The organism is Novosphingobium sp. 11B (genome assembly GCF_054589055.1).
In genome coordinates this window covers 1-13,086 of record NZ_BAAILP010000126.1, presented here as the reverse complement: position 1 = coordinate 13,086, position 13,086 = coordinate 1, and the positions used below count along the sequence as shown (strand labels likewise).

The 13,086-nt window shown below is 65.4% G+C and carries 10 protein-coding genes; 5 read left to right on the top strand and 5 right to left on the bottom strand.

Going from position 1 to position 13,086, the window contains the following annotated elements; all coding sequences use genetic code 11:
- Window positions 1-103: 103 nt before the first annotated feature.
- From ACYPYD_RS11775 to ACYPYD_RS11755, 5 genes are all read right to left on the bottom strand, one after another.
- Complete coding sequence (locus ACYPYD_RS11775; RefSeq protein WP_459663305.1) at window positions 104-2,656, bottom strand: beta-glucosidase H; 2,553 nt, start codon at window positions 2,654-2,656, stop codon at window positions 104-106.
- 37 nt (window positions 2,657-2,693) lie between these two features.
- Entirely contained in the window at window positions 2,694-3,581 is an 888-nt protein-coding gene (locus ACYPYD_RS11770; protein ID WP_459663303.1) for a sugar phosphate isomerase/epimerase family protein, read from the bottom strand.
- Window positions 3,582-3,733: 152 nt separating this feature from the next.
- Window positions 3,734-5,929 (bottom strand): TonB-dependent receptor, encoded by a 2,196-nt coding sequence (locus tag ACYPYD_RS11765; protein WP_459663301.1) that lies wholly within the window; start codon window positions 5,927-5,929, stop codon window positions 3,734-3,736.
- 94 nt (window positions 5,930-6,023) lie between these two features.
- Entirely contained in the window at window positions 6,024-6,626 is a 603-nt protein-coding gene (locus ACYPYD_RS11760; RefSeq protein WP_459663299.1) for a nuclear transport factor 2 family protein, read from the bottom strand.
- A complete protein-coding gene (locus tag ACYPYD_RS11755) occupies window positions 6,619-7,893 on the bottom strand; it encodes a spinster family MFS transporter (RefSeq protein ID WP_459663297.1) in 1,275 nt (424 codons plus the stop codon). Before ACYPYD_RS11755 ends, ACYPYD_RS11760 begins: the two co-directional genes overlap by 8 nt.
- Window positions 7,894-8,211: 318 nt before the next feature.
- Between ACYPYD_RS11755 and ACYPYD_RS11750 the strand changes: the two genes are divergently transcribed.
- From ACYPYD_RS11750 to ACYPYD_RS11730, 5 genes are all read left to right on the top strand, one after another.
- Window positions 8,212-8,904, top strand: coding sequence for a GntR family transcriptional regulator (locus tag ACYPYD_RS11750; protein ID WP_459663296.1), 693 nt, complete (start codon window positions 8,212-8,214; stop codon window positions 8,902-8,904).
- Entirely contained in the window at window positions 8,901-10,031 is a 1,131-nt protein-coding gene (locus ACYPYD_RS11745) for an amidase (protein ID WP_459663294.1), read from the top strand. Before ACYPYD_RS11750 ends, ACYPYD_RS11745 begins: the two co-directional genes overlap by 4 nt.
- 65 nt (window positions 10,032-10,096) lie before the next feature.
- The gene (locus ACYPYD_RS11740; protein ID WP_459663292.1) at window positions 10,097-11,377 is read left to right on the top strand and encodes an aromatic ring-hydroxylating oxygenase subunit alpha; all 1,281 of its coding nucleotides are present in this window, start codon (window positions 10,097-10,099) and stop codon (window positions 11,375-11,377) included.
- Window positions 11,374-11,877 (top strand): aromatic-ring-hydroxylating dioxygenase subunit beta, encoded by a 504-nt coding sequence (locus tag ACYPYD_RS11735; RefSeq protein ID WP_459663290.1) that lies wholly within the window; start codon window positions 11,374-11,376, stop codon window positions 11,875-11,877. The genes ACYPYD_RS11740 and ACYPYD_RS11735 overlap by 4 nt, the downstream gene beginning before the upstream one ends.
- 118 nt (window positions 11,878-11,995) lie before the next feature.
- Window positions 11,996-13,086, top strand: a 1,091-nt coding sequence (locus ACYPYD_RS11730; protein WP_459663288.1) for an NAD(P)/FAD-dependent oxidoreductase, incomplete at its 3' end; no start/stop codon positions are given.

Below are 13,086 nucleotides of genomic sequence, written 5' to 3'. Positions count from 1 at the left end.
GTGTCCGGCACGGCCTCCGGAAACAGCGGCAGGGCTACCTGCCGCCGCCGCGCATCGATGAGCGCGGCGGCGATGCTGCGAACCTGCGCGAGGGCTGCCACGCTCAACGCGTCCACTGCACCGAAAGCGGCAGCACGCGCGACGATCCGCCGACGAAGGCCTTGTAGGTCCCGTTCTCGACCTTCCAGTCGTTCGCCGCAGTATCCCATATCCGCAAGTCGGCGTCCGTCAGATCGAACGAGATGCGCTGGGTCTGGCGGGGCTTCAGCTCGACGCGCTCGAAGCGCTTCAGCTGGCGCTGCGGCTCGCCGGCGGCCTGCGGGAACGCGAGGTAGAGCTGCGCGATTTCCGCGCCCGCAACCTTGCCCGTGTTGCGCACGGTGAAGCTGACCCGCCAGCCCTTGTCTGCCTTGGCCAGCTTCATGCCGCCATAGGCGAAACTGGTGTAGGACAGGCCGTGGCCGAAGGGGAACAGCGGCTCGATCGCCTTCTCGTCGTACCAGCGATAGCCGACCAGCAGGTCCTCGCTGTAATGCGCTTCGAGGTTCTTGCCCGGGAAAGTGGCGAAGGTCGGGTTGTCCTCGATCCGCTTGGGGAACGTGACTGGCAGTTTCCCCGATGGGTTGGTGCGGCCGGTCAGCACGTTCGCTTCTGCGTTGCCGACCTCGCCGCCCAGGAACCAGCCCTCGACAATGGCCGAGACCTTGTCCTTCCACGGCATCTCGACCGGCCCGCCGGTGTTGAGCACGACGATGGTGCGCGGGTTCGCGGCCGCGACCGCTTCGACCAGCTTGTCCTGCTCGCCGTAGAGCTTCAGGTTGGGACGATCGGCCTCCTCGCTTTCAGAGGTCACCGAGCTGCCGACGAACACGATCGCCGCATCCGCGCCCTTCGCCGCCTCGACCGCCTGCGCGATGGAGCCGACCGGCTGCTGGATGCCCAAGCGATAGGCCAGGTTCCAGTGCCGCGCGGGCATGAAGTCCATGCGGAACGGATAGGCGCGGCCGGCCTCCAGATGCACGCTGGTCCGCCGCTCCCGCCAGCCGAAGCCGCCGAACAGCGGCGAGGGCGAGTTGGGCTGCGACGGCGCGATGACCGGCTTGCCGTCCACCCACACGCTGGTGTTGCCCCGGTCGATCATGCTGAAATCATAGTCGCCGGTGGTGGGCGGCCAGAAGTAGCCCGTCCACTGCATGACGACCTTGTTCCCGGCGTCCTCCGACAGTTCCGGGCCGAAGTAGAAACGCATGAAGACATCGTCGGTCATCGTGCGCACCGGGGCGCCGTCCATGCTGCCGCTGGTCCACAGCTTCTGCGTCAACCCCTGTTCGTGGCGGTCGGCGGTGGTCGAGAACATGCGCGGGTCGGCCATCGCCGCGAAGCGATCGTTGGTGACGCCGATGGCGTGATCGATCCGGGTCTTGGGCAGCGCCGCCCTCAGCCCTTCCAGCGGCGTGGTGACGCGGATGGCGGTGACTTCGGAACTGCCGCCGCCCTGGATCATGCGCGCGTCCGCGTTCGGGCCGATCACCGCGATCCGCCGGATCTTCGCCGGATCGAGCGGCAACGCATTGCCGTCGTTCTTGAGGAGGGTAATCGCCTGCTCGGCCGCCGCCAGCGAGGTGGCGCGGTGTTCTGCGCTATCCACCTTGTCCTGCGGCCGCAGTGTCCAGCCGTCCATCCGGCCCGAGCGAATGATCAGGCGCAACATGCGCGACACCGAATCGTCGAGCGTCGCCAGGGACACGTCACCGCGCCGCACCGCCGCGGCCATGTCCTTGCCGAAGAACTTGGCCGGCGCGGGCATCTCGAAGTCCAGTCCGGCATTGATGGCAGGCGCGGTGGAATGGGTTGCGCCCCAGTCCGAGATGACGACGCCCGGATAGTGCCAGTCGCCCTTGAGGACATCGCGCAGGAGCCACTTGTTCTCGGTCGAATAGAAGCCGTTGACCTTGTTGTAGGCCGCCATCACCAGCCCCGGGTCGGTTTCCTTCACCACCGCCTCGAAGCCGGGGAGATAGACCTCGCGCAGCGCGCGCTGCGAGACGATGACGTTGACGGTCTGGCGATCGGTTTCTTGGTTGTTCACCGCCAAATGCTTGGCGGTGGCCATGACGCCGGTGGACTGGAGGCCCTTGACCCAGCCCACCGCCATGCGGCCGCTGAGGTAGGGGTCCTCGGAATAATACTCGAAGTTGCGACCACCCACCGGCACGCGCTGGATGTTGAGGCCGGGGCCCTGGACGATCGAATAGTCGAGCGCGCGAGCTTCCTCTCCGATGGCTTCACCCACCCGGCTTGCCATCGCGGGGTTCCAGGTAGCCGCCATCGCGGAACTGGCCGGGAACGAGGTGGCTTTGTATGTTTCGTTGGCGCGGATACCATTGGGGCCATCGGCCATGCGCACGGCCGGAATGCCCAGACGCGGCACCGCGGCGGTCGCAATGCGCGATCCACCAGCGAGAAGCGACACTTTCTCCTCCAGCGTCAGTTCGCCCAGCAGACTTTTCACCCGCGCGGCGATCTCCTGCTCCGAAGGGGCGGCAGTCGCGGCGACGGTCTGGGCCGCCGCAGGCATGATCCCGATCGGGCTTGCGAGCGCCGAGGCGAGCAGCAACGCGGCGGCGCGGCGCGGCGATCGGGATCTGGAGGTCATGGGCATCGGGATCTTCCTATGGAATGATGACTTGGCGTCAGGCCGGCAAGGCAGCCAGATACGAATGGGCACGCGCCGCGATTCCGGCGGGATCTTCATCGTACGGTGGATCTTGTTCGAAGAAATAATGCGTAGCGCCTGCCTTTCGGGCGACAGGCAGGATCGCTTGCCAGTCCAGCACACCATGGCCGAGCGGCGCGGACTTCTGAACGAAGGCATAATCGGGGGCGGCGGCGGCGGCCACGTCCTTGACATGAAGCTGGGTGAAACGCCCCGGATGCGCGCGCAGCAACGCTATCGGGTCACGCGCGGCCGCCGCGACCCATCCCACGTCCAGTTCGAAATCGACGCAGGCCGGATCGGTTTCGCCCAGCAGGATGTCCATCCCGCAACCGCCTTCGCGCAGCGGCGCGAATTCGGCGTTGTGGTTGTGATAGCCGATGCGCAAGCCCTCGCGTACGAGCATCGCGCCGGTCCGGTTGAGGAAGTCGGCATTGCGGCGCCACGCATCAGCATCCATCAGGTTGCCGATGCGTGCCACGTATCGACGCAAACGCTCGTCAGGGAGCCTCGCCGGAGCGTCGTCGGGAAATCGAAACGAGGCCAGCGTCAAGGTACGGGCGCCGATGGCCTGCGCATCGCCAACCAGAGCGCCGAGCGGACCGTCGAAGCTGGGAGCATCGTCGCCGCGACTGCGCCCCTGCACGTGGATGCTGGGGCACGAAAGGCCCGCGGCCCGCAGCATCGCCGCGATCGTACCGCCCGAGCGGCCATAGAGATTTGCTATCTCCACTTCGCGGTAACCCATGCTCGCCACGGCCCTCAGCGTACCTTCGAGATCGGTCCCGACCTGTGCGTCCAGCATGAACAACTGGAGACCGAGCTTTGCCCCGCCAGTCCCGAAGAAATGCGGGGGAGCCGCCATGGCAGGCAGAGGCAACCCCGCCGCAAATGCGGCTTTGCCGATCGCGATCAGACAATGACGCCGGTTGAGCATGACGGTTGGGTACTCTCTGGTCTGCAAAGGCGTGACGGCGCCCGGGTTGGGTGGAGAATGCTCCGGGCGCCGTCGTTCGGTCAGAACTTCATGCCTGCCCGAACACCGTAGACCCGCGGCTGCGAGACATAGACACGGCCCGCGCCATAGCCCGAGAACTGCACCGAGTTCTCGATGTTCTTGATGAAAGCGCTGATATAGTACGCATCATCGGGCGCATTGTACGCGATGTTCGCGTTGCTCTTCATATAGCTCGGGTTACGGAACTGCGTTCCATTGCCGAAATAGGTGACATAGTAGTCATCGCTGATCATCGTATCGACATGCGCCGCAATGTCGCCACCGTTGCCGAGCGGGAACGTGTGCGTGTAGCCCGCCGTCACCACCCAGTTGGGCGAGTTGTCGAGCGGACGCCCGGCGAAATCGACCGTCGTGGTGGGACGATACTCCGTATAGTGCCCATCGAGGTAGTTGATCGACAGATCGACGCGATCCTGCGAGGTCGGGGTCAGTGTGAACTGCGTCTCGATGCCCTTGATCGTCGCCTTGCCGGCATTGAGCGTCGTCAGGCCGATCAGGCCCGGCGAACTCAGCTGCATGTTGGTGTAGTCATAATAAAAGCCCGCGAGGCTGAACGTGATCATGCGGTTCAGAGCCTTGCCCTTCACGCCGACCTCGTAGGCGGTCAGTTCTTCCGGGTTGTAGTACAGGTTGACCACCGGGCTGGTGCAGCCCGGCGAACCGGCCGCGCAGCCGTCGTTGAAGCCGCCGGCCTTGTAGCCGGTCGATACGGTGCCGTACGTCAGGATGTCCGGCGTGACATCGTATTCCGCGCCGGCCTTCCAGGTCAGCTTGGAGTCCGTGCGCGCGGCATCGTTGATCGACGAGAGGACATTGGTGTCCGCGCCGATGACCGAGGAACTGCGATCGTAGATCGTCGCACCTAGGCGCGATTTCTGATCGTGCGAATAGCGCAGGCCGCCGGTCAGGCGCAGCCCCTTGACCACCTCGTAAGTCGCCTGGCCGAAGGCCGCCTTCGATTCCGCTTCGACCGGCCCCTGCTGGAAGGTGTAGAGCGGGAAGCCCGCATAGCCATGCAGAACCGTGTCCGCGTAGTCGGACTTCTCCTTGAAGTAGTAAAGGCCCGCAACTGCCGTCAGCGGTCCGTCGCCGGAAGTGGCGAGGCGCAGTTCCTGCGAATTCGACTTGTTCTTGGTGTACTGGTACTGCTCGGCGTAGCGGTTCGCGTTGTAGTTGACGTAAGTGCTGCGCTGGTCCTGGTCGAAGATGCGGTAGGAACCGAGATACGTCAGGTTCACCGGACCGAAATCCCACTTCGCTTCGGCCGTGACGCCGTAGATCTTATTGTCCTGATAGGGGTCGCTGACGACCGGATAATTGACCGTGCGCGCCTCGCTCGACGAGGGATGCAGGTAGACCGGGCTGGTCGTGGTGGCCCCGCCGTAGAAGTTGGCCATGGTGACAGCCTGCGTGCCCGCGCCGCCCTGATGGGTGTAGTCACCCACGATATACAGCTCGCCCTGGTCGTCGCTGCCGAACTTGGCATCAACGCTGAGGCGGCCGGCATATTCGTCCTGGTCCTGGCCGAGCTTGTGGTCGCCGACGCCGGTTCCCGCGATCAGGTAGCTGTCATGCTTGTTGTAGGCGCCTGCGGCGCGCACGGCGATGCGGTCGCTCAGCGGGACGTTGACCATCGCATCGACGCGGTAGGTATCGTAGTTCCCGTATTCGGCATTGACCGCCGCCGCGAACTTGTCGGTCGAGGGACGGTTGGCGATGATGTTGACCACGCCCGCCGTCGCGTTGCGGCCGTAGAGCGTGCCCTGCGGTCCGCGCAGGACCTCGACGCGGCCGATGTCGTAGAATGCACCCGAAAGCATCTGCGGGCGAGCCACATAGACGCCGTTGAGCATGAAGGCTGCCGAAGGATCGCCCTTTTCGGTGCCATCGGCGCTCGATACGCCGCGGATGGTCACCTGCAGGCCATTCGCCTGATCGATGCGCACGGTCGGAATGACGGTCGCAAGGTTCGAGGCATCGGTGATGCCCGCGCTCTTGAGCTGGTCGCCGGTCGCCGCGCTGATCGACAGCGGCGCCTTCGACAGCAGTTCGGGGCGCTTCTGGGCCGTGACGATGATGTCACCGCCGGCCTGCTCGTCGGCCGCAGCGGGCGCTTCCTGCGCGCTGGCGGGCAGCGTGAACATCAGAGACGTGGCAAGGAACGTGCCTCGCAGATACAATGCAGCCTTCGTCATGGTAACCCTCATGGTAAAGTGAATGGGAGCACCGGCGAGCATCTTGCTTCTCCCGGCACGATAGTTCCTGCGGCAAATTCGGTTTCGGCGGTGGTCAGCCTGCGCCGGATATTTCCAGCGCGGGCCTTGCGATGAGTGAACTCCACCAGTTGTCCGGCAGAGCGGCGATGAAGAGATTTTCGGTGCGATAGTGCGCGATCAGCCATTCGCCGCCGACCTGCTCGAACGCGACGTTGAGGCGGCTGGAGCGCAGCAGCGAGCCGCCTGCGGCATCGACCCAGGGCTGGAACTGGACCCAGTCGCCGGTGACCCTGTCGCCCGTGGCCTCGAGGCTTTCGGTGCACAGGTAATGCGTATTGAAGACCTGCACGGGTTCGCGCTGCGTATAGAAGTTCAAGAAATGCGCGGCGATCGCCTCGCGCCCGACCCGGCTGCCGAACTGCGCGCCATGCGCACCGCCCACGCCTTCCCAGATCGCATCGGGCGTGAACAGCGCCGCGATGGCCCGGGCCCGCTCCTCCTCGCTCGCCCCGGCCATGAGGCGTGGCACGTCGCACAGGCGCATGTAGCGGCCCAGCGTGCGGCGCGCTCCGGCCTCGGCCTGGAGCAGCGCCACGTCCGCGCGAAGCTGGTTCAGCTCGGCCTGCAATTCGCAAATCTGCCCGATGGCGGCATCGGTCCCGGACGATTCAGACATCACGCGCCTCCCGGACGAGCGCGGCGGCGCTGCGCAAGGGCTGCCAGGCCAACAGCATGGCGACGATGCACACCGCTGCCAGCGACAGGTGGACTTTTGCCGGATCACGCAGGACCTTGTCGGTCAGCAGCGCTACCAGGCTCACCCCGCCGGTCTGGCCGATGAGGTTGGCGATGAGCAGGAACAGCGCGGTAATCTGCGCTCTGACACGCGGCGGCACGCTGGTCTGCAACGACTGCGATGCATGGACGAGCGGCCAGGGCGCAACGAACAGCGCCATCGCCGTACCGAGCATCAGCATCGGCCCGCTCCCGGCGACGGCGATGATCACCATCGCGGGCACCATGACCAGCATGCCGATGATCGCCGCCCGCAGAGGCGCACTGCGCCCATAGGCGGCGGACAGGCGATCGGCCAGCCAGCCTGCGGTCAACGTCCCCAGCGGGCAACAGACCAGGACGAGCGCGCCCGCGGTCAGCCCCAAATGCGCGGCATCCAGTCCGAGCCGACGCCCCAGCATCGCCGGCAGCCACGCCATGATCGAGAAGAATGCCGCCGCAAGCGCGGTGAACCCGCAGTAGTGCCGCACGAGGAAGGCGCGCTGCGGCTTGAGCTGTGCCCAGGCTGCTGCCAATGACACGCGATCTGCCGCCGTATTGCGGCGCGGATCGCGCACCCCGAAGAGGATCACCGGCGCAAGCACGAGGCCCGGCAGGCCGACGATCACGAACATCTGCTTCCAGACGGCCAGATCGCCGAACAGCGGCAGGTCTGCGCCGGGGCGCGACAGCATCGCGACCAGCCCGCCACCAAGCAGGTAGGCCGTCGCCGCGCCGAACTGGGAGCCCATGGAAAACAACGCGATCGCGCGGCCCAACATGGCGGGCGCGACGATATCGGCGATCAGCGAATAGGCCGCAGGCGTCAGCGCGGCTTCGCCGACGCCGACAAGGATGCGCGCGATGAAGATGTGGCCGTAGCTGTCTGCCAGCCCCGACGCGATCGTCGCCAGGCTCCAGCACAGGATGCCCGCTCCGATGACCCGGTTGCGGCGAAAGGTATCCGAGGCCCAGCCCAGCGGCACTCCGGCGACGGCGAAGAACACGGAGAACGCCAGCCCCGTCAGGAAACTGAAGCGCAAGTCGTCGATCTGGAGGTCGGCCTTGATCGGTTCGATCAGCAGCGCAAGGATTTGCCGATCCACATACGACAGCAGGTATACCAGCGTCAGCAGCCCGACGATGACCCAGGCACCGCGCGTTTGCACCGACGCAGCAGCCTGAGGCGAAAATGCCGATGGGATTGGATCGACTTGCATAAGCGCATTGTCCCTGAACTTCGCCCAGCCACCGCAGCCCGAAGCCAACGCACACGCCACCGGGCATGCGCGTTTCGCCATGGTCATAGTCGCGGCCGTTGAAGGGCTTCGATTCGCTTGCGCCACTCGTTGCGATAGCGCGATATCTGCATACCGTTCTCATTCGAAAATTGATCCATGTCAAACCAAAAATGTATAAATGCGTCAAATATGGTTGCATGATGAAATATACGTGCGTAAAGTGTATGCACTTAGCGCGAGGTGTTCATGACCGCTTTCCTCTCCGAAGATGCTGAAAAAGGCAGCAATGCCGAAGAGGCCTACGCCGAGGTTCTCGGCCGCCTGCGCCTGGGATTGATCGCCCCCGGCGACCGCATCGTGGACAAGGCGCTTGCCGCGGAACTGGGCATGTCGCGCATGCCGGCTCGCGAAGCCCTGCTGCGGCTGGTCCACGAAGGTTACCTTGTGGGCTCGACCAGAGGCTTTAGGCTGCCGACGCCGAGCAACGCGGACATTCTGGAGATCTTCGAGATCCGCAAGATGCTCGAGCCTCGCGCGGCGGCAATGGCTGTGGTCGAGATGACCCCGGAGAGCTTGGCCACGCTCGAGGCTGCATTCGCGGACGCGCAGAAAGCCTACGAGAAAGACGACATGATGGCGCTGTTCAACGCCAACGTCGCGTTTCGCGAGGCTTGGCTGGCGGTGGTGCCCAACGTGCGCCTAGTGGCGATGATCCACAGGCACTTCGATCAGGTCAACGCGGTCCGCCTGGCCACCTTGCACGACAAGGAGACGCGGGCGATCTCGGTGACGATCGCCAGCACGCTGCTGGCGGGCTTCCGCCGCCGCGACTCGCTCTACGTCTACGAACAGATGCTCAGCTTCATCGAGAACGCGCGGCTGCGCTTCGTCGCGCTTAACCCCTTCGATGAACTTGGCCTGAGGAGTGAAGACAAGTGACCGACGAATTTGGTGCCGTCGCGCGGAAACTCGATATCGGCGACGGCCCGGTGCGCGTGCTGGTCAAGGATTGCCTCGACATCGCGGGCTACCCGACGTTCCAGGGCAGCGCGGTCATGGCGGATACCGCGCCGGCAGCCGTTGACGCCGAGGTTGTCCGGCGCCTGCGCCGGGACGATTCGCTGACGATCGTGGGCAAGGCCAACATGCACGAATTCGCATTCGGCGTGACCGGCGCCAATGCCTGGGCGGGCACGCCCGTCAATCCTCGCTGGCCCGATCGCATTCCCGGCGGCTCATCGAGCGGCTCGGCCGTGGGCGTGGCGGCGGGCATCGCCGATATCGCGATCGGTACTGACACCGGCGGCTCGGTCCGCATGCCCGCCGCCTGCTGCGGGCTGGTCGGCTTCAAGCCCAGCTTCGGTCTCGTCAGCCGCGAGGGCGCTCATCCGCGCGAGAGTACGCTGGACTGCGTCGGCGTCTTCGCCACGAAAATCGACGACGTCGAGCGCACCATGGCCACGATCGTCGAACAGTGGCCGACCGAGGAAGCCCCTGCCGCGCTGCGGATCGGCGTGCTCGACGTCGAGGCGGACGGCGAAGTGCGCGCGGCGTTCGCGACGGCCATGACCCGCTTGGGCGACGTCGAGACGTGCCGCGCGAATTCGTTCGTGGATGCCTTCACAGCGGGAATCACGGTCATGGGCGCCGAAACCTGGACCGCGATCGGCGAGCATGTCGATCACCCGGGCATGGGCGAGGACGTACGCGCCCGGGTTCGCGCGGGCAGCATGGTACGCCCCGAAGACCTGATCCAAGCCGAAGCCATCCGCGCCCGGTTCGCCGCCGAGATCGATGCACTGCTCGATCGGTTCGACGTGCTGCTTCTGCCGACCCTGCCGGTGGTCCCACCGACGATCGAGGAAGCCGCCGACCCGCGCACCTGCGTACCGCTCACCCGGCTGGTACGCCCCTTCAACTTGTCCGGCCACCCGGCTGTGACGCTGCCGCTGCTGTCCGATCGCGGGCTGCCGGTCGGTCTCCAGATCGTCGGCCGCATGAACGGCGACGCCCGGCTTTGCGCCTGCGCGCGCGAAATCGAGAAGCGGCTCACCGCCGCAAGCTGAGTTCGAAGATAGAGGCCCGCCGATCGCAATCGCGGTCTGCGGGCCTTCATAACAAGGGAAAATCCATGACCACGACGACCTCCCGGGGCGGCGTCGCGATCGACTGCGGGCACCTCGTCCGCGACGACCGCGTCCATACCTCGCTCTACAAGGATCCGGCGATCTTCGATCAGGAGCTGGACCGGATCTTCCGGAACACCTGGGTCTGGGTCGCGCATGAAAGCGACGTGCCCAAGGCCAACACCTTCAAGACCTCGTGGGTCGGTGACCAGCCGGTCATCGTCACGCGCGACAAGACGGACACCATCCACGTCCTGCTCAACCGCTGCCGCCACCGCGCCGCCAGTGTGTGCGAGAAGAAGAAGGGCAAGTCGAGCGTCTTCGTCTGCCCTTACCACGGCTGGAGCTACGGCGTGGACGGCGCGCTGCGCAAGGTGCCGCACGCCTCGGGTTACCAGAGCGAGCCGGAAAAGGCGGAGTTGAGCCTCGTCTCGCTGCGCGTCGAAACTTACAACGGCATGATTTTCGCCACCTTCAAGGATGACATCGAGCCGCTCGCCGAATTCCTCGGCCCCGCGAAGAAGTGGATCGATCTGTTCATGAAGCAGGGGGCGGGCTTCGGCGTGAAGACGCTGGGCGAACACAAGTTCCGCTTTCCCGGAAACTGGAAGATCCAGCTCGAGAACACGACCGACGCCTACCACTTCCCGATCGTCCACAAGACCTTCCTCGACAGCCTCGATGCGGAGACCGAGAACATCTTCGACGTGCTGGGTCATGGCGGCTGGGTCGAGAACCTCGGCAACGGCCACTCCGTCATGGTGATGATCCCCGATCTCATCGACCTTGAGGACAATCTCGACGCACCGATCCCCGATCGCTTCGCCGACCTGGCGGCCGAACTGGTGGCCGAAGGCCACGACGACGCGACCGTGCGCCGCGTGGTGCGCGCGGTGGGCGGCACCGGGTTCAACCTCAACCTGTTCCCCAATGTCGCCTGCTCGATGGCGTTCTTCCGCGTGCTGCGCCCGGTGGCCGTGGACGAGACCGAGATTACTCACGTCGCCATCGGCATGGATGAGGGCCCTGTCGCGGGCAACCGCATGCGCCTGCGCCTGCACGAACACTTCCAGGGACCGATGGGCTTCGGCACGCCTGACGACGCCGAGGGCTGGGAGCGCGTCCAGCGCGGTGCAGCGGCGGGCGATGATCTGTGGATCATGGTCAACCGAGGAGTCGATGCGCCCGAGGGGGTCGCCGAAGCCGGCCACGATGCAGGCGACGTCAGCGCCGAAACCGGCATGCGTGCCGCCTATCAGCAGTGGAAGAGGATGATGACGGCATGAGCACCGAGGCGATGACCGCAACCGTCGATGCCGCCGAAGCCTTCGGCGCCATGCAGTTCATCTGGCGCGAGGCCGAGATTCTCGACCGGCTCGACTACAAGGCATGGCTGCCGCTGTGGTCGCAGGACGGCCTCTACATCATTCCCACCGAGTTCGGCGTGAAGGACCACGCCGATGCGCTCAACGTCGCCTATGATGACGCCGAAATGCGCGAGGCTCGCGTGAAGCGGCTGCGCAGCGGCTTCTCCATGTCTGCCTCACCGCCGGCGCGGACGGTTCGCACGATCTCGCGCTTCGTGTTCGAGCGGGACGGCGACGTTCTCGTCGTGAGCTCGGCGATGCAGATCGCCGAGTACAAGTTCGAGCGGCTGCGCACGATCGCCGCCGACGTCGAGCACCATCTCGAACCGGCCGAAGGCGGCCAGTGGCAGATTGGGCGCAAGATCGTCACGCTCATCAATGCCGACGATTACCTGCACGGCATCGGATATCTTTTCTAACCGGTGAGGGACGGCTGGAACTGGCAAGTATCGGGGGCCGTGCGGTTTGCCGTCGGCAACCGATACTTGCCGGATTTCCGCAGGACGCGCTTCCTTCAGGACTGATCGGCAAGGCATCATGGAAAAATCAGACGTCGTCATCGTGGGAGCGGGACATGGGGGAGCGCAATGTGCGCTCGCCCTGCGCCAGAACGGGTTCGCGGGAACCATCACCGTCATCGGCCGCGAGCCGGAGCATCCTTACGAGCGGCCGCCGCTTTCGAAGGAATACTTCGCGCGGGAGAAGACCTTCGACCGCCTCTACATCCGCCCGCCGACGTTCTGGGCCGAGAAGGAGGTGACCTTCAAGCTCTCCACCGAAGTGACCAAGGTGGACGCCGAGACGAAGGAACTGACGCTCTCGAACGGCACGACCTTCGGTTACGGCAAGCTGGTCTGGGCGACCGGCGGCGATCCGCGGCGCCTGTCGTGCGGCGGCGCCGAGCTGGCGGGCGTCCACGCGGTCCGCACCCGCGAGGACTGCGACACGCTGATGGCCGAGGTCGATGCGGGGACGAAGAACATCGTCGTCATCGGCGGCGGCTACATCGGGCTCGAGGCGGCGGCGGTGCTGTCGAAGATGGGGCTGAACGTGGTGCTGCTCGAAGCCCTGCCGCGCGTGCTGGCGCGCGTCGCGGGTGAGGAACTGTCCGAATTCTATCAGAAGGAACACCGCGATCACGGCGTCGATCTGCGCACCGGCGTTGCGGTCGAATGTCTCGAGGGCGACGGGCATCGTGTGACCGGCGTGAAGCTGGTCGACGGCGAGGTCATCCCGGCCGAGGCGGTGATCGTCGGCATCGGCATCGTGCCCGCCGTGGGCCCGCTGATCCTGGCGGGCGCCTCTGGGGCGAACGGCGTGGACGTGGACGAGTTCTGCCGCACCTCGCTGCCGGACATCTACGCGATCGGGGACTGTGCGGCCTTCGCCTGCGATTATGCGGGCGCCACGGTGATGCGCGTGGAATCGGTGCAGAACGCCAACGACATGGCGACGTGCGTGGCCAAGGCGATCTGCGGGGACGCAAAGCCTTACAAGGCGTTCCCTTGGTTCTGGTCGAACCAGTATGATCTCAAGCTGCAGACGGCCGGGATCAACATGGGCTTCGACCAGACGGTGACGCGCGGCGACGTCGAGGGGCGCAGCTTCTCGGTGGTTTACCTCAAGCA